The 16,276-nt window shown below is 60.2% G+C and carries 15 protein-coding genes; 5 read left to right on the forward strand and 10 right to left on the reverse strand.

Features of this window, described 5'->3' with window-relative positions; all coding sequences use genetic code 11:
• The first annotated feature begins 162 nt into the window (after positions 1 to 162).
• The 3 genes from FDY93_RS10165 (at position 163) to FDY93_RS10175 (ending at position 4,634) form a co-directional block, all read left to right on the forward strand.
• Entirely contained in the window at positions 163 to 1,764 is a 1,602-nt protein-coding gene (locus FDY93_RS10165) for an AbgT family transporter (RefSeq protein WP_138235626.1), read from the forward strand.
• Between the two features lie 520 nt (positions 1,765 to 2,284).
• The gene (locus FDY93_RS10170; RefSeq protein ID WP_138235627.1) at positions 2,285 to 3,283 is read left to right on the forward strand and encodes a family 43 glycosylhydrolase; all 999 of its coding nucleotides are present in this window, start codon (positions 2,285 to 2,287) and stop codon (positions 3,281 to 3,283) included.
• Positions 3,284 to 3,344: 61 nt separating this feature from the next.
• Complete coding sequence (locus tag FDY93_RS10175; RefSeq protein ID WP_138235628.1) at positions 3,345 to 4,634, forward strand: M20 family metallopeptidase; 1,290 nt, start codon at positions 3,345 to 3,347, stop codon at positions 4,632 to 4,634.
• Between the two features lie 59 nt (positions 4,635 to 4,693).
• On the opposite strand, the gene FDY93_RS10180 is transcribed toward FDY93_RS10175, so the two are convergent.
• The gene (locus tag FDY93_RS10180) at positions 4,694 to 6,172 is read right to left on the reverse strand and encodes a DEAD/DEAH box helicase (RefSeq protein ID WP_138235629.1); all 1,479 of its coding nucleotides are present in this window, start codon (positions 6,170 to 6,172) and stop codon (positions 4,694 to 4,696) included.
• Between the two features lie 494 nt (positions 6,173 to 6,666).
• Here FDY93_RS10180 and FDY93_RS10185 point away from each other — a divergent pair, with 494 nt between their 5' ends.
• Both FDY93_RS10185 and FDY93_RS10190 read left to right on the forward strand, forming a co-directional pair.
• Positions 6,667 to 7,581: a bile acid:sodium symporter family protein gene (locus FDY93_RS10185; protein ID WP_138235630.1), complete on the forward strand. Its 915-nt coding sequence runs from the start codon at positions 6,667 to 6,669 to the stop codon at positions 7,579 to 7,581.
• An 80-nt stretch (positions 7,582 to 7,661) separates the two neighbouring features.
• Positions 7,662 to 8,708, forward strand: a complete 1,047-nt coding sequence (locus tag FDY93_RS10190; protein ID WP_138235631.1) for an alpha/beta hydrolase — start codon at positions 7,662 to 7,664, stop codon at positions 8,706 to 8,708.
• Between the two features lie 15 nt (positions 8,709 to 8,723).
• Here the strand turns inward: FDY93_RS10190 and FDY93_RS10195 are convergent, their stop codons facing one another.
• From FDY93_RS10195 to FDY93_RS10235, 9 genes are all read right to left on the reverse strand, one after another.
• Positions 8,724 to 9,263 (reverse strand): YdeI/OmpD-associated family protein, encoded by a 540-nt coding sequence (locus tag FDY93_RS10195; RefSeq protein ID WP_138235632.1) that lies wholly within the window; start codon positions 9,261 to 9,263, stop codon positions 8,724 to 8,726.
• 57 nt (positions 9,264 to 9,320) lie between these two features.
• Positions 9,321 to 11,207 carry a DNA topoisomerase IV subunit B gene (gene parE, locus FDY93_RS10200; protein WP_138235633.1) on the reverse strand — a complete coding sequence of 629 codons (1,887 nt, stop codon included), beginning with the start codon at positions 11,205 to 11,207 and terminating at the stop codon, positions 9,321 to 9,323.
• Positions 11,208 to 11,214: 7 nt separating this feature from the next.
• Positions 11,215 to 11,868 (reverse strand): YqiA/YcfP family alpha/beta fold hydrolase, encoded by a 654-nt coding sequence (locus tag FDY93_RS10205; protein WP_138235634.1) that lies wholly within the window; start codon positions 11,866 to 11,868, stop codon positions 11,215 to 11,217.
• Between the two features lie 75 nt (positions 11,869 to 11,943).
• The gene (locus FDY93_RS10210; RefSeq protein ID WP_138235635.1) at positions 11,944 to 12,606 is read right to left on the reverse strand and encodes a hypothetical protein; all 663 of its coding nucleotides are present in this window, start codon (positions 12,604 to 12,606) and stop codon (positions 11,944 to 11,946) included.
• A 204-nt stretch (positions 12,607 to 12,810) separates the two neighbouring features.
• The gene (locus tag FDY93_RS10215) at positions 12,811 to 13,635 is read right to left on the reverse strand and encodes a phosphodiesterase (protein WP_138235636.1); all 825 of its coding nucleotides are present in this window, start codon (positions 13,633 to 13,635) and stop codon (positions 12,811 to 12,813) included.
• Between the two features lie 31 nt (positions 13,636 to 13,666).
• On the reverse strand, positions 13,667 to 14,209 hold the full coding sequence (locus FDY93_RS10220; RefSeq protein ID WP_138235637.1) for a DUF1249 domain-containing protein: 543 nt from the start codon (positions 14,207 to 14,209) through the stop codon (positions 13,667 to 13,669).
• Between the two features lie 147 nt (positions 14,210 to 14,356).
• Positions 14,357 to 14,983, reverse strand: coding sequence for an NUDIX domain-containing protein (locus tag FDY93_RS10225; RefSeq protein ID WP_138235638.1), 627 nt, complete (start codon positions 14,981 to 14,983; stop codon positions 14,357 to 14,359).
• A 31-nt stretch (positions 14,984 to 15,014) separates the two neighbouring features.
• Entirely contained in the window at positions 15,015 to 15,581 is a 567-nt protein-coding gene (locus FDY93_RS10230) for a DUF4136 domain-containing protein (protein WP_171018956.1), read from the reverse strand.
• A gap of 76 nt (positions 15,582 to 15,657) precedes the next feature.
• Positions 15,658 to 16,236 carry a DUF4136 domain-containing protein gene (locus FDY93_RS10235; protein WP_166219541.1) on the reverse strand — a complete coding sequence of 193 codons (579 nt, stop codon included), beginning with the start codon at positions 16,234 to 16,236 and terminating at the stop codon, positions 15,658 to 15,660.
• Positions 16,237 to 16,276: the final 40 nt, after the last annotated feature.

The raw sequence follows: 16,276 nt of genomic DNA on the forward strand, positions 1-16,276 counted from the left end.
ACCTTTTTCAACCTAAGAATTGAAGCGATCATTGCTGAAAATTCACGAATTTCGAGAATAAACACCGGTTCTCCATCCACAAAAACTATCGCTGTCATATTTTGTGTATGATGGCGCGCATCTGACTACTTTTTGGCCTGCGGGCGACACTCAGGAGAAATAATGACAACTTCCGCTTCCCCCAGTGACGTACAGACCGCCGGCTCTGGCAAGAAAACCGCATTTACCCGCTTCCTCGATACCGTCGAGTGGCTCGGCAACCTGTTGCCCCACCCGATTACCCTGTTTGCGATGTTTGCCCTGGGCGTGGTGGTCCTGAGCGGCATAGCCTCCTATTTCGGTCTGTCTGTCGTCGACCCGCGCCCTGAAGGCGCCGCCGGTCGCTCCGCCGATGGGGTTATCCACGTGGTAAACCTGCTATCCGGTGAAGGATTGCGCACCATCGTCACCTCACTCGTCACCAATTTCACCGGCTTTGCACCGCTGGGCACGGTGCTGGTGGCACTGCTCGGCGTGGGTATTGCCGAGCATTCGGGGCTGCTTTCGGCCGCGGTGCGCGGCATGGTGCTGCAGGCGTCCAAGCGCACGGTGACGGTGATCGTGGTGTTCGCGGGCATCATCTCCAATACCGCGTCCGAACTCGGCTATGTGGTACTGATCCCGATGGCGGCGATGATCTTCCACTCCCTCGGCCGCCACCCACTGGCGGGCCTCGCCGCCGCCTTTGCCGGGGTGTCCGGAGGCTACAGCGCCAACCTGTTCCTCGGCACCGTGGACCCGCTGCTGTCCGGTATCACCGAGTCCGCCGCGCACATGGTCGATCCCAACTATGTGGTAGGCCCGGAGGTAAACTGGTTCTTCATGATCGCCAGCACCTTCCTGATCACCGCTGTCGGCAGCTGGGTGACGTTGGCGATCGTCGAACCTAAGCTGGGCAAGTACGACAACAGCGAGGCTTCGGTGGACCTGTCCCAGGACAAGATGACCGACCTGACCGACACCGAAAAGCGCGGCTTAAAATTTGCCGGTATTGCGGTACTGGGAGTATGCAGTTTGCTGGCACTCACCATCGTTCCGGAGTGGGGCGTGCTGCGCAATCAGGCCACGGGCGAAGTCGCCGGCTCACCATTCCTGAAAGGTATTGTGGCGCTGATCGTGGTGTTCTTTGCCATCCCGGGCTTTGTCTATGGCAAGGTGGTGGGCACCATAAACAACGACCGCGATGTGATCGACGCCATGTCGAAGAGCATGAGCACCATGGGCATGTACATTGTGCTGGTGTTCTTTGCGGCGCAGTTCGTGGCCTTCTTCTCCATGACCAACCTGGGCACTATTTTCGCGGTGCTGGGTGCGGAAGCGCTGCAGAGCATCGGCCTCACCGGTCCGCTGCTGTTCTTCTTCTTTATCCTGATGTGCGGTGTGGTGAACCTGAGCCTGGGCAGCGCGTCTGCGCAGTGGGCGGTGACTGCGCCGATCTTTGTACCGATGCTGATGCTGGTAGGCTACGCCCCTGAAGTGATCCAGGCGGCCTACCGGATTGGGGATTCGGTGACCAATATCATCACGCCGATGATGAGCTATTTCGGCCTGATCGTGTCCTTTGCCACCCGTTATAAGAAAGATCTCGGCATCGGGACGCTGATTGCGACGATGATTCCGTACTCCATATTCTTCTTTGTGGGTTGGACGGCGCTGTTTTTCCTGTGGGTGTTTGTGGCGGGGCTTCCGGTTGGGCCTGGGGCTGCTACTTACTTCTCCATGTAATTCGGGTTTTATGGGTTTTCGGTGGTTTTGACTGACCTCCGGTGGCGGGAAAGCACTGGGTAACCCTTTTTGAAACCGCCATAGATACGTCCCTGTAGGCTGCGTCGGAAACATCCCTGTTTCCGACGCTTTCAAAAAGGGTTACCCAGCACTTTCCCTTCAATTCACAGAACTGCACTTCGTTAGCTTTTGCTTCCCAGGCTTTTTCTCTCAACTCCCGCTCTTTGCCTCTCCTCACTCTTTGCTTACGAAGCACTTTGCACTGAATCGAAGGCAGAGATCCGGGTATGGGTTTTCAAAAGCGTCGGAAACAGGGATGTTTCCGACGCAGCCTACAGGGATGTATTCATGGCGGTTTTGAAAACCCATACCCGGAGCTCTGCCGCCACCGCCCCAGCCTAGAACCCCGAAAGACCAAAACAGGGCACAGAGCTTTATTTTCACTACGCGACCTGTAAAATCGGCCAGACCAAAAAAATAAACGGCCTGACAGTTACCTGACAGCGATGACGGAGTACCCATGAAAATAAACAAACTTCACACAGCCCTGGTGGCACTGATGCTCGGCTCCAGCGCGACCCAAGCACAAAACCCCCTGAATTTCGGCAGCGATATCAAAACCGCCGACCCCTCCGGCCACGTGTGGCAGGACGGCAAAATGTATCTCTACACCTCCCACGACGAGGAATGCCAGGAAGACTTCTGGATGAAGAACTGGCACGTGTTCTCGTCCAAAGACCTGGTCAACTGGCAAGACCACGGCGCGGTGCTGTCCGTCGACGACCTCAGCTGGGCCGACAACTACGCCTGGGCGCCGGACGCCGCCTACAAAAACGGCAAATACTATCTCGTGTTCCCCGCCGGCACCGGCCACAAAGACCGCGTAAACCCGGAGAAGAGCACCAAATGGATGGGCATCGGTATCGCCGAGAGCGACTCCCCCACCGGTCCCTTCAAAGACGTCATCGGCGGCCCCCTGTGGCGCAAGCCCTACGCCAATGACCCGGCGCTGTTCATGGACGACGACGGCAAGGCCTACCTGTATTTCCACGGCACCAAATTCGATTACTACGTGGTCGAGATGGCCGATGACATGCGCAGCATCAAGGGCGATTTCCACAAAATGGACATGGGCGGTTACGAGCCAAAAATGGAAGGCCCCTGGGTATTCAAGCGCGGGGACAAGTACTACTTCACCATGCCGGAAAATAACCGCGCCCTCGCCTACTACATGTCCGATTCTCCCAAGGGTCCCTGGGAATACAAAGGGATTTTCATGGACGAGGAGCACAACGCAAACAACCACCACTCCATCGTCGAGTACAAAGGCCAGTGGATTCTGTTCTACCACCGCTGGCTGGAATCCGACCCCTCCAGCTGCGAAAAACGCCAGCGCCACTCCGCGGCGGAGTACCTGTACTTCAATGATGATGGCACCATCCAGAAAGTCGAGCGCACCGAGAAAGGCGTCTCCGATTTCCCTGAGCGGGTAAAGGCCGTCAACGCGCGCAAGGATTGATTCCCGCGGCAGTGCATGGTTTCCTGTGAGCCGGCCATGCACTGCAACCAAGGAATTCCGCGTGAAAAAAACCTTACTCTCACTCGCTCTTGCGCTCGCCGCCACTCAGGCTCAGGCCGCCGATGTGGAAAAACAACTGGTACAGACCGAAAACAAGGTCATCGAGTGGCGCCGTCACCTGCACCAGAACCCGGAACTGGGCAATCGCGAATTCGAAACCGCCAAATACGTAGCCGCACACCTCAAATCCCTCGGTATGGAGGTGGAGACAGGCATCGCCCACACCGGCGTGGTCGGTTTTCTGAAAGGCGGTAAGCCCGGCCCCACTGTGGCACTGCGCGCGGATATGGACGCGCTGCCGGTGACCGAGCAGGTGGACATCCCCTTCGCGTCCAAGGCCAAAACCGAATACAACGGCGAGGAAGTGGGCGTGATGCACGCCTGCGGCCACGATACCCATGTGGCCATGCTGATGGGGGCGGCACAGGTGCTGGCAGGCATGCGCGATGAACTCGCCGGCAATGTGCTGTTTATTTTCCAGCCCGCCGAAGAAGGTGCACCGGACGGTGAGGAAGGCGGTGCGGAGCTGATGCTGAAGGAAGGGCTGTTCAAGAAATATAAACCGGCCGTGGCCTTTGGCCAGCATGTGACCTCGAGCCTGCCCGCGGGGATGATCGGCTATCGCTCCGGCCCACTGATGGCGAGCTCCGATGAATTCCGCATCAACGTGAAGGGGCGCCAGACCCACGGCTCACGCCCCTGGGGCGGTGTCGACCCGATCACCGCAGCGGCGCAGATCATCATGGGCACCCAGACCATTGTCAGCCGCCAGATCGATATCACCAAGGAACCCGCGGTGGTTTCCTTCGGCAAAATCGACGGCGGTGTGCGCAACAATATCATCCCCGACAGCGTGTTCCTGAACGGCACTATCCGCAATTTCGACATGGACAACCGCCAGGAAATTTTCAACCGCCTTAAAGTGACGGCGGAAAACCTTGCCAAAAGCAGCGGTGCAGAAGCCGAAGTGGAAATCATCGAAGGCTACCCGGTGACCGCCAATGACCCCACACTCACCGAGGCCGCGATTCCCGCGCTGCAATCAGCGGCCGGCAAAGACAAGGTCATAGTGGTACCGAAAGTGACCGGCGCCGAAGATTTTTCCTTCTTCGCTAATGAGATTCCCGGTTTTTATTACTTTCTCGGCGTCACTCCCAAGGGCACCGACCCGGCCACAGCGGCCAGCAACCATTCGCCGCGTTTTTATGTGGATGAAAGCGCGCTGAAAGTAGGTACTGAAGCGATTACCCAGCTGACGCTGGATTATTTTGCCAGCCAGGCGAAACCCTAGCGACAAACAGGTAGACACAAAAAAGGCGATCAGTGATCGCCTTTTTTGTTGCTATCGACTCACGCCGTTTCAGGACGGCGCTGCGGACGGCGTCGGCGGTTCTGCTGTGAGCGGTTCTCGCCCTGGCCATCGCTGTTGCGATTGCGGCTCTGTCCGCCGCCATTGCCACCAGCACCATTGCCACCGGAACCATTACCGCCGCGACGATTGCCTCCACGGTTTTCACCAGCGCGCCCCTCGCCACCGCCATTTCCACTGCGATTGCCGGAGCGGTTGGCAGACGGACGGCCATTGCCAGCAGAATTTCCACTGCCCGCAGATTGCGGACGCGGGTTGCCACCGCGGCGCACCTGGTTGCCTTTGCCGACTTTGCCACCGCCTTTTCCATCCGAAAGCGGCAGTTGGTGGTCCGGTTCAAAGCCTTCAATTTCCTCGCGCTCAATCGGTCTCTGGATCAGGCGCTCGATATCCCGCAACTGCTTGATCTCGTCTGCCGAGACCAGCGAAACCGCCTGACCGCTGGCACCGGCGCGGCCAGTGCGGCCGATGCGGTGCACGTAATCCTCCGGCACGTTCGGCAGGTCGAAATTGACCACCTGCGGCAGCTGGTCGATGTCGATACCGCGGGCGGCGATATCCGTTGCCACCAGAATCTGTACCTTGCCACTTTTGAAATCCGCCAGGGCTTTGGTGCGCGCATTCTGGCTCTTGTTGCCGTGAATGGCTGCAGCGGTGATACGGTCTTTTTCCAGTTGCTGTGCCAGGCGGTTGGCACCGTGCTTGGTGCGGCTGAACACCAGCGCCTGGTGCCAGTTGTTTTCGCGGATCAGGTGGCTCAACAGCGCCGTCTTGCGCGCCTTGTCCACCGGGTGCAGCTTCTGCTGTACCGTCTTGGTGGTGCTGTTGCGCGGGCTCACATCGATTTCCACCGGATCGTTGACCAGGCCCTTGGCGAGGGCGCGGATTTCCGGGGAGAAGGTCGCGGAGAACAACAGGTTCTGGCGTTTGGCCGGCAGCACCCGCAGGATTTTTTTGATGTCGTGGATAAAGCCCATGTCCAGCATGCGGTCGGCTTCGTCCAACACCAGCGCTTCCAGAGCGTCGAATTTGATCGCGCGCTGGTTGTAGAGATCCAGCAGGCGGCCCGGGGTCGCCACGAGAATGTCCGCACCGCCGCGCAGGCGCATCATTTGCGGATTGATCTTCACGCCGCCAAATACGCAGCTGTGGCGCAGCGGCAGGTACTTGGAGTAGCTCTGCACGTTGTCGAACACCTGCGCCGCCAGTTCGCGGGTGGGCGTGAGTACCAGAGCGCGCACCTGATTGTTGCGCGCGCGCTCGCCGGCGCACAGACGGTGCAGCAGCGGCAGGGTGAAGCCGGCGGTCTTGCCGGTACCGGTCTGGGCCGCGGCCATCACATCGCCCCCACGCATGACCACGGGGATGGCCTGCGCCTGGATCGGGGTGGGTTGGGTATAGCCCTGCTCCGCTACGGCGCGGGCGATTTCCGGCACAAGGCCGAGATCTTCAAACAGCATAAAGTTTCTTCTTACAGATGACCGGGGCCGGGCGCTGAATCAGCACAGGCTGCCGGATAAAAATTCGGAAAACTCGCCAGGTAGAAGCAGAAAACTCCGGTGTTCCACGGGTGAGCTCAAGTTGCCGCCAAAGGCTGTGGTCGAAGATTTCAATTCGACCGGGTGCGGCATTCAGTAGAAAGGGTTCGGACACACCGCTGGGTGCAGTGTTTCAGAAAGGAGCCAGAAAACATTCCAGCCTACAGATGACGCAACTGGCGCTAGTGCCAGCCGCGGCACTATACCACAGTGCCGCAGACTGCCCAGTTTTAACTTCAGTAAGGCCCCGGTACCGCTATTGCAGCGCAGACATCGAAACCGCCAAACCCCGCCCGACCAGGCGTAAACTCGTTGACATTCTCGCCCCGCGCGCGTTTTCTGGAGTATCCGCGGCAATGCATTTGCGCTTTGTGGGCTATAAACACAAGATCTAATAATAATTTCCGGAGCCTCCCATGGAATCGAGCCCCCTGATTTCTATCGGCCTGCCGATCTCCCTGTTCATCATCATGATCGGTATCGGCATGACTCTGACTGCGCGGGACTTTCACCAGGTCACGGTCAAACCCGCGGGCCTGATCCTCGGTACAGTCACCCAGATACTGCTGATGCCTGCGGCGGCGTTTGCCCTGGCGTGGGCATTGCGACTGCCGCCGGCAATGGCGGTGGGACTTGTGGTGATTGCCGCCTGCCCCGGCGGCACCACGTCCAACCTGTTCACCCTGCTGGCCCGTGGCAATGTGGCACTCTCTATAGTGCTCACGATTTCCGCCAGCCTGATTACCATCATGACCCTGCCGATATTTGCGAACTATGCCCTGGAGCTGAATTACGGCACCCAGCAGGCCATTGAGCTGCCGCTTGGGAAAACCGTGCTGATGCTGTCACTGATTGTGCTGCTGCCGGTCGCCATCGGCATGCTGGTAAAGCGGTCGAGCCCCGCCCTCGCGGCGCGCGCGGAAGGCCTGGTAAGTGTCTTCGGTGGCCTGGTGCTGGCGGCGCTGGTAATCGGTATTGTGTACGGGATGCGCGATCGCTTTCTCGATCTGATGATCCAGGCGGGCCCGGCCACCATTGCGTTGAACCTGCTCGGTATTGCGCTCGGATTTTTCAGCGCAAGAATGATAGGGCTGGGCAAACGCGAGGGCATCGCCATCGCCACCGAACTGGGCATCAAGAATGGCACTCTGGGGTTGATGGTGACACTGACGCTGCTGCAGTCCGGCGATATGTCCATTCCCTCCGCCATTTACGGCGTAATCATGTTTCCTATCGGCTTTCTGCTGGTAGCCTTCGCGCGCAGGTGGGCGGAAGGCGAGAAGCCGGAACCAGAACTCGTAGCCGAGCGCACAAACACAGTCCCGGAATAAACATGGCACGCCCGAACGCTGGCACCCACTGACGTTGCGCAATAAAGTGTGCCTCACCTGTTTTCCGATGAGGCATACCCATGTTCCAATCTCTGAAGATCCGCTTCCCGGTGCTGCTGTTCGGCCTGCTCTTCCTGTCCGCCTGCACCGCGGAAATCTCCCAGAAGAATTCCGCGCTCTCGATCCAGCGCGATATCCCCTGGACCCAAGCCGGCGACCGGCAATTGACCGCCGATATCATTGCACCAAAGGACGCCGATAAACCCCTGCCGGTTGTCGTGATCTATCACGGTGGCGGCTGGTTGATTAACGACAACCGCATCATGGATTCCACCGCCCAGTATCTCGCGAGCCACGGACAATTCGTGGTGGCCAACATGAACTACCGGTTGCTCGGCGACAATGGCAACACCACCACTATGGATGACATCGTCGAGGACGCACTGGGCGGTTTGTTGTGGGTGAAAGAAAACATTGCACGCTACGGCGGTGATCCTGCACGCGTGGCCGTCACTGGCGACAGCGCCGGCGGGCATCTGAGCGCGATGGTATTACTGGCCGCGCGCAATCTCAGCAGCGAGGACTTCTCGCCTGCGAACCTCGCCTTTAAGCCGAGTTACATCCCCAGCGGAAAAACCCCGGAGCAGATTGCGGCGGAAGACGGCCTGCGGGTGCAGGCGGCGGTACTGAGCTACGGCGCCTTCGATATTTTCAATGCTGCCCAGAATGGTTTTGAAAGCCCGCAGAATATTTTCTGGAAAATGGGGAATACGCAGGCACGGGGGCTGTTCGGCAAAAATTACAGCGTGGAGAAGCAGCCGGAACTCTACCGGGCGGTATCCCCCATCCATCAGATTCCCGCAGCCGCGGACTACCGTTTACCGCCGGTATTTGCACACGTCGGCAGCAAAGACGCCACCACCCCGCCCGCGGCGGTCGAGGATTTTGTCGAGCGCTTGCGCGCCGCAGGCCAACCGGCCGAATTCAGACTCTATCCGGGAAAAAACCACGCGTTTCTGGACAACGGCTGCAACGAGTATCTCGGCACCTGCTTTGACCGGGATGCGCCGGACACCTTGGACGACATGATCAGCTTCCTGCACCGTTCATTCGACGGAACAGACTGATTGCGCAACAACCGATTACGCGTGTTCCGGCGCGCGTAACGCCTTGCTGTAGAAACCCGAAGTATCAAAGCAGCACACCCGCTTTTTACCTTCGGCCAGCATATTGCAGGCATCGTTGATCCGCTTCACGCGGGTCTTCGCCTGCTTGGCGGAGACGATCCAGTGTATCCAGTCCACCCGCGCGATCGTGGTGGTCGCCTCCCAGGAACTGCGCGCTTCAGGATTGGCAGCCAGCGCCTGTTGCAGATCCCCAGGCACCTCAGGCTCCGGCTCCTTCTCCACCGGCCGGATTTCAAGCGTAACCGAATCACCAGCAGCAACGCCCGCAGCCTGCTGCAGTTCCTTGCCGACCTTTAACCAGTGACTCAATTTACCATCTGGCTCCAGTGTTACCTGAAATGCATGGCCATTGAGCAGGCCCTCCACCGTCGTTCGGCCCCGACGCGGAAGTGTATCACTCACATCCTTTGGCAAAACGACAAACAACCATGATGAACTCTCGCCGGGGCTTACCGGCTGCAACAGCTCCGCCTGAAACCTGCACTCAGTTTCCATCAACCTCTCTCCCTGTCCCGTCATTAAATAACAAAGCCCTTTGAAGCAGGCTCCTTTTTAACTGATCTCGGCGAGGTTACCTTTGCTTTCCAACCATTGCTTGCGGTCTCCCGCGCGTTTCTTCGCCAGCAACATATCCAGCAGTTGATTGCTGTCGTCACCGGCGTCGATATACAGCTGCACCAGGCGACGGGTGTTCGGGTCCATGGTGGTTTCCCGCAGTTGCAGCGGGTTCATTTCACCGAGGCCCTTGAAGCGGGTGACCTGGATCTTGCCTTTCTTTTTCTCGGCGGAAATGCGATCGAGGATTCCCTGGCGTTCGGCGTCGTCCAGCGCGTAGTAAACGTCCTTGCCGATGTCGATGCGGAACAGCGGCGGCATGGCGACATACACATGGCCATTGGTGACCAGCGGGCGGAAGTGACGCAGGAACAGCGCGCACAGCAAGGTGGCGATGTGCAGGCCGTCGGAGTCGGCGTCGGCGAGAATGCAGACTTTGTTGTAGCGCAGACCTTCGAGATTGTCGCTGCCGGGATCCACCCCCAAAGCAACGGCGATGTCGTGAACCTCCTGGCTCGCGAGGATCTCGTTGGAGTCCACTTCCCAGGTATTCAGGATTTTTCCGCGCAACGGCATGATGGCCTGGAATTCGCGGTCCCGCGCCTGTTTGGCGGAGCCACCGGCGGAGTCCCCTTCCACCAGGAAGAGTTCCGAGCGGCTGGCATCGCCGCTGGAGCAGTCGGCGAGCTTGCCCGGCAGCGCCGGCCCCTGGGTGACTTTTTTGCGCGCGACTTTTTTCGCCGAGCGCAGGCGTTTCTGCGCATTGCTGATACACAGCTCGGCGAGCTTGTCGCCCTCCTCGGTGTGCTGGTTGAGCCACAGGCCGAAGGCGTCTTTCGCCACGCCGGAAATAAATGCGGTGGCCTCGCGGGAGCTCAGGCGCTCCTTGGTCTGGCCGGAAAACTGCGGGTCGGCGAGCTTGGCGGAGAGCACATAAGAACACTGGTTCCAGATATCTTCCGGCCCGAGTTTTACACCGCGCGGCAGCAGGTTGCGGATTTCGCAGTACTCGCGCATGGCGTCCAGCAGGCCCGCGCGCAGGCCATTCACATGAGTGCCGCCTTGGGCGGTGGGGATCAGGTTGACGTAGGATTCCGCGGTGACTTCACCTCCCTCCGGCAGCCACTGCACTGCCCAGTCGGCGGCCTCGCTGGTGGCGGCGAAGCTTCCCACAAACGGTTCCGCCGGCAGCACTTCCCAGCCCTGGTTGGCGGCGGCGAGATAGTCCTTGAGGCCGTCTTCGTAGTACCACTGGTCGGACTCGCCGTCCTGCTCATTGATGAAGGTGACGCTGAGGCCCGGGCAAAGCACCGCCTTGGCGCGCAGCAGGTGGCGCAGGCGCGGCACGGAAAACTTGAAGGAGTCGAAGTACTGCGGGTCCGGCAAAAAACGCACGCTGGTACCGGTGGTGCGCTTGCCGCACTCGCCGATGACTTCCAGATCGGATGCCTTGTCGCCATTCTGGAAACCGATGCGGTGCACCTGGCCGTCCCGCTGGATGGTGACTTCCAGCACCTTCGACAGCGCGTTCACCACCGAGATGCCCACACCGTGCAGGCCGCCGGAAAACTGGTAGTTTTTATTGGAGAATTTGCCCCCCGCGTGCAGGGTGGACAGGATCACTTCCACCCCCGGGCGACCCTGTTCCGGGTGGATATCCACCGGCATGCCGCGGCCGTCGTCGCTGACGGTGATGGAGTGGTCCTTGTGCAGCACCACTTCGATTTTTTTGGCATGGCCGGCGAGGGCTTCGTCGACGCTGTTGTCGATGACTTCCTGGGCCAGGTGGTTGGGACGGGTGGTGTCGGTGTACATGCCCGGGCGTTTTTTCACCGGGTCGAGCCCCGTCAATACCTCAATGTCTTCTGCGGAGTAATTGGCCATAGAGTTTTTATTCGCCGTACTGCTTTGTGGTGTTCAGTTCTTGGGGAAACAGGAAATCTACCAGTGCCTCGGTGTAGCGGGCAAATCCCTGGAAACTGTGATCGCCGCCATCTTCGATAGTCTGTTGCTGACTGCGGTAGAACTGCTCGGCATCGCGGCAGTCGAGGGTTTCATCGCCGCGCTGGGCCAGCAGCCAGTAGCGCCCCTGCAGGTCGGCTGGAACCGAGGCTTCCAGCCTGCGCATGTCTTCCACATCCGCGGGGCGCAGACGATAGGTCTGCATCTCGCCACTGTAGGGCTTCAAGTCCTGGTTTACATAACCCGGCATGAAACGGGAGGGCTCAACCGCGGGGTTGATCACCACGGCGGCCAATCCATGCTGTTCCGCCAACCAGGTGCACCAGAAGCCCCCCATGGAGCTGCCCACAAGGCCAATGGGACCGCGGTGGTTGATGCGGAAATCCCGCAGCATCTGCCCCAGCGCCATCGCCGCTTCGCCGGGATAGGGCGAGATCATCGGTGCATAGAATACGATGTCTGGGCGCAACTGTTGCAGCCAGTCTTTCAGCAGCTGGCATTTATAGGACTGCGGGGAAGACAGGAAGCCGTGCAGATAGATCAGCAGCGGGCGTTCGCGGTTCGAGAGTTGTGGTGCTTGCATGGGCGGGGATTATAGCGGGGCCGCCGGCAGATGCACCGGCAGCCTTGCGCTATTTGCGTTTGCTGGCTCGAACAACTAGCGCAGGGATTCATCCAGGCTGCCAAACGCGCGGCGCAGATCCACTTTCATATCGTGCCAGAAGGTAACGCTGGTGAAGCGGTCCATACGGCCGGCGAGCCCGAGGCCGGCGAAATTGTCGCCGATATCGCGGCGGTCGCTGAAGCGCATCACCGCGTTGCCACTGTTGTCCTGTAGTTCACCGGACAACACGCCGTAGGCGCTCTTGTCGGTGTAGACGCGCCACAGCCAGGGCTGTGGGTCGAGCGGTGCACCGAGGGCGAAACGGCTCAGATCCAACTGCAGGACGTAATCGGCTTCCGACTTGTCCGCCACCAACTGGCTCTGCCGCGGTGCGAGGAAGCGCTCACTCAGGGTTTCCCCCATGAGTTCCTGCAGCCGCGCCAGATCCTTCTCGCTCAGCTCGTAATCTTCCGCGCGCAATGGCGAACCCGGGTTGGTGTGGCGTTTGTTGTAGGCGACGCCCACCGGCTCGAGGTAAACCTTGGCGCCGCTCAGATCGAAGGCATAGGCCGCGCTGACGCTGTCGAGGCCGGTCTGGCGCGGCAGCAGGCCGTCTTTGGCATCCTCCGGGCTGATCGCGGGCTGCTGGGCACAGCCGGCCAGCAGGGCGAGCGAAAGAAGCAGTGGAGACAGCAGTTTGTTATGGATTGTGTGCATGGTGACCTCACTTCCTGTTTCCGGGAGTTAAACGCGCGGCCATTAGACAACCCGGCCGCGTTCCAAATCCGGTACCACACATTCGCGGATTCGGGTGCCATTCTACAAGTAAAGAGCAGGCCGGGAAGTCATGAAAGTCAGGCGGACGCGATACTTCGACGAACGGCCACCCGGTACCCCGGGAAACGGTCCGACGCTCGGTTCTCAGTAGCCGGAAGATGCCAGATCGACGCTGTATTCGGCGACAGTGACCCGCTCGACGCCGGTCTCGTAGCTGCCATCGTCCCGCAATTCGAACCAGCGGTAGCCGGGCATCTCGCTGTCGACCGCAAATGGGCCGCTGCCGGGAGTGAACTGCACCGAGGTGGAGGGCGTGGCGTGCAGACCGACATGCCCCAGCTCGTCGTCGAACTGCTGGTGCACATGCCCCCAGCACACGGCGCGGACATTGTCAGCGCGCTGGATCAGGTCGACGAACGACTCGCGCCCCTCTTTCAACATATGGCCGTCGATCCAGTGGCTGCCGACAGGCACCGGCTGGTGGTGCATCATCAGCAGGACCGGGTGCGCGCGATGGGCCTCGATCAGCTGCGCCACACGCGCCAGTTCCGCCTCGCTGAGCCCGCCGCAGATATTTCCGGGCACGCTGGTATCCAGTAACAGCAGGCGCCAGTTGCCGAGCGCCACCAGCTCCGGGCGGCGTTTCGGCGCTATCTCGTCCATACGCTGGGGGTTGTCGTGATTGCCCGGCAGCCAGTACCAGGGGCAGGCAACCGGTTGCATCTTGTGCAGGAAACGGCGATAGGCGGCTTCAGCGCCGTTGGCGGAAACATCGCCGGTCACCACCATAAGCTCCGGTTGCGAGGGAGCGGCGGCAATGGCAGCGAGAACCTCGTCCAGCGTGTGGCCGGTATCCAGGCCCAGCAACTGGTAATCCGGCCGACCGCCAATATGGGGGTCAGTAATCTGGATCAGCCGGTTTGCCGGTTGTACTGCCTCGATCTTCACTTTCTCACCTTGCCGAAACATCCGTGTTGTCTTTGCGATGCCCGGCGTGTACTCAGCGTCGCCGGTCACCAAAGGTGAGCTCGACGTCGACGCGACCATTCGCCAGACAGTGGGCCAGCCATTCACTCAGGTAGCGATTGACCTGTTGCCGCTCGTCCTCATTGTGCATGGCCGGATTGGGATAGCTGAAGTTCAGTCCATCGCCGCCTACCGGCCCCTGGCCATCCACCGCCACTACCTCGGCCATGCGTGCGTCGTGGTACAGGCGAACAGTGATGGGCGGCGGTCGCAGCCAGTTGCGGCCCCGGCTGCCGGGCTCCGCAGACGCCTGCAGGCTGACCTCGGTGGTGTACCGGCTGCGCTCAAGCACCGCGACCTCCAGGAAACCGCCGGGTACCTGATAGCGCCAGCACTGATTGCTCGCGAGTTCTGGCATCAGCTTGCACAGACGCAGGTAGTTGGCATCGCAGTCGGCGTGATAATTGGGCAAGTCAACTCGGTAGCGCGCTTTGGCGCCGCCCCCCGTTTCTTTATTCACACCGGTGCGGGCCTGAACCGCAGTCTTGTTGCGGTCTGTGCCAGCGGGTACCGCCATTATCGACACTCCTGTTCTGTCCGCGCCGTGATTGATCTCTCAAATTGTCCGCGATTCGACGAAATCGCGCTTCCAACCTGCGAATTGTAGGGCCCCAAAGGGCTATTGACGCAAATCTGCCTGCTGTCAAACAGCCCGGAAAGAATATCATCCGCCCAAGCGGTCGCGATTCAGTTGCAGCCACTGCAGGCTGATGATACTGGCCGCGTTGTCGATGGCGGCATCACCGCTGTTGACCGCGTCGAGAACCACCTGCAGAGGGAAAACCCGCAGGCGGATATCTTCATGTTCGTGGGCGAGACCGAAATACCCTTCGATACCGCGCAGATCCGCGCAGGCGCAGAATAGATACATGCGCTCGCAGGCGCCGCCGGGACTCGGCAGGTAACTGCGGATGAAGTGCAGGCCCTGCACCTCGAGCCCAGCCTCTTCCTGCAGTTCGCGGCGGGCGACATCCTCTATGGATTCACCCTCCTCCACCATACCCGCCACGACTTCCAGACACCAGGGTCCGGCTTCGCGCTCCAGTGCGCCAATGCGAAACTGCTCGATCAACGCCACCAGCTGGTGTTCCGGATCGTATAGCAACACCCCCACCGCGTTGCCGCGCACGAAGAGTTCGCGCTCCATCTCTCCCCCCCAGCCACCGCGATAGAGGCGGTGCCGCAGGCGCAGCTTGTGCATTTTGAAGAAGCCGTCGTATACCGTTGTGCGGGAGATGATATCCACTGCGCCGCGGGTGAACGGCGGTTTCAGGTCCGGTGTATCGCTCATGGAAATCCTTGCTGGGGCGGCCCTTTCGGGATCAGTCGTAGCCGACGTCGTTGTACGGCGGGAAGCGCGCGAGAATCATGGCCGCCTCTTCGCGCAGGCGAAACATCTGCTGCTCCGGGGATTCGTAGCGCGTGGCAGTGGACGGCATGCTGCCGCGCCACAGCGGCGCCTCTTCCGGCGACAGCACGTCGATGATCAGGGTATTTTCGCGGTATTCACGCACCCGTAGCGGTGCGCGCCAGCCGAAACCGAAGTAGCGGTAGCCGCCGTAGATACTGAACGGGTCTTCGTATACCGCCACCTTGTCGGCACTGAACAGCTGCACGCGCACCAGGAAATCCGCCGTATCGCGACTGGCGGCGGGCGTGTATGTGCCTCTCAGCATTTCGTCGACAGCCTGACTGGCACGCTTGCTCTCAAAAGGGGAAACCGGGCCGTTGGCGAGGGTATCCAGCAAATGGTAGCTGCGGAGGTTGGCAAATTTAAAGCCGGGATCGTAATCGACCGCGACCGGATTGGGGGCGGCACAGCCGCCGAGCCCCGCGGCCAGTAACAGGCCGAGAAAGGCGACGGAAAAGAATCTGAGCAGTGAAGCCATGTGTACTCCCGCTGATGCGTTGAGAGAACGGCGTCCCTGCCGATCCGTTTTTGAAAATGTTCTCGCACGAACTGTATCAGGCCGCCGGCGGCAAGTCCCTGAGCAGTTCGCCAACGGCATTGTTGAGAATGCGCTGGCGCTCGCTCCTGTCCTCCGGGCGCACAATCAGTTTGGTGGCGCTACCACCCCAAATGGGCATGCCGTGCTGGGGGCCAATACCGACCGACAGGGTCACTCGCGGTGCGCCACTGCGGTCGGGCAGCTCCACCACGCCGCGCTGGGCGTTGCTGTCGAACTGCGCATCCCAGCTGGTGTTATTGTCCTCGCTGGCAAACTCCTCCTCGACAATCGATATCTGGTAGTCCACCACCATCTGCGCATTGTCGGTGCCCTGCACCTGACGGTAGCCGCGCGACTGCATCAGCGCGCCGACCACCTGGCGCAGCTCACTGTCCAGCTCTACCAATTGCGCCGGGGCGCCGGATTCGGCGCTGAGCGCCTCGGTGCCCCAGGCGTAAGTCTGGAAACTGACCGGCGCACTGCGCGATTCGATACGGTCTATCTGTGTGGGCGTGCCGCAGCCGGCGAGGCCGAGGGACAAGACAACCCCCGCCAACAGACTGGTGGCTGTCAGCCCGGTATTTGAATTGCGCATCCGTTCTCCCTTTCTATGTGTACTTGCTCGAAGCGACGAA

This window comes from Microbulbifer harenosus, from assembly GCF_005771435.1.
GTDB lineage: Bacteria > Pseudomonadota > Gammaproteobacteria > Pseudomonadales > Cellvibrionaceae > Microbulbifer > Microbulbifer harenosus.

What these genes read in the sequence shown, in the direction of transcription:
- FDY93_RS10195 (WP_138235632.1), bottom strand. Translation starts at nt 9,263, where the DNA reads ATGGAAACTGAGTGCAGGTTTCAGGCGGAGCTGTTGCAGCCGGTAAGC.
- parE (WP_138235633.1), bottom strand. Translation starts at nt 11,207, where the DNA reads ATGGCCAATTACTCCGCAGAAGACATTGAGGTATTGACGGGGCTCGAC.
- FDY93_RS10165 (WP_138235626.1), top strand. Translation starts at nt 163, where the DNA reads ATGACAACTTCCGCTTCCCCCAGTGACGTACAGACCGCCGGCTCTGGC.
- FDY93_RS10225 (WP_138235638.1), bottom strand. Translation starts at nt 14,983, where the DNA reads ATGAGCGATACACCGGACCTGAAACCGCCGTTCACCCGCGGCGCAGTG.
- FDY93_RS10215 (WP_138235636.1), bottom strand. Translation starts at nt 13,635, where the DNA reads ATGTTTCGGCAAGGTGAGAAAGTGAAGATCGAGGCAGTACAACCGGCA.
- FDY93_RS10230 (WP_171018956.1), bottom strand. Translation starts at nt 15,581, where the DNA reads ATGGCTTCACTGCTCAGATTCTTTTCCGTCGCCTTTCTCGGCCTGTTA.
- FDY93_RS10190 (WP_138235631.1), top strand. Translation starts at nt 7,662, where the DNA reads ATGTTCCAATCTCTGAAGATCCGCTTCCCGGTGCTGCTGTTCGGCCTG.
- FDY93_RS10210 (WP_138235635.1), bottom strand. Translation starts at nt 12,606, where the DNA reads ATGCACACAATCCATAACAAACTGCTGTCTCCACTGCTTCTTTCGCTC.
- FDY93_RS10235 (WP_166219541.1), bottom strand. Translation starts at nt 16,236, where the DNA reads ATGCGCAATTCAAATACCGGGCTGACAGCCACCAGTCTGTTGGCGGGG.
- FDY93_RS10170 (WP_138235627.1), top strand. Translation starts at nt 2,285, where the DNA reads ATGAAAATAAACAAACTTCACACAGCCCTGGTGGCACTGATGCTCGGC.
- FDY93_RS10205 (WP_138235634.1), bottom strand. Translation starts at nt 11,868, where the DNA reads ATGCAAGCACCACAACTCTCGAACCGCGAACGCCCGCTGCTGATCTAT.
- FDY93_RS10220 (WP_138235637.1), bottom strand. Translation starts at nt 14,209, where the DNA reads ATGGCGGTACCCGCTGGCACAGACCGCAACAAGACTGCGGTTCAGGCC.
- FDY93_RS10185 (WP_138235630.1), top strand. Translation starts at nt 6,667, where the DNA reads ATGGAATCGAGCCCCCTGATTTCTATCGGCCTGCCGATCTCCCTGTTC.
- FDY93_RS10180 (WP_138235629.1), bottom strand. Translation starts at nt 6,172, where the DNA reads ATGCTGTTTGAAGATCTCGGCCTTGTGCCGGAAATCGCCCGCGCCGTA.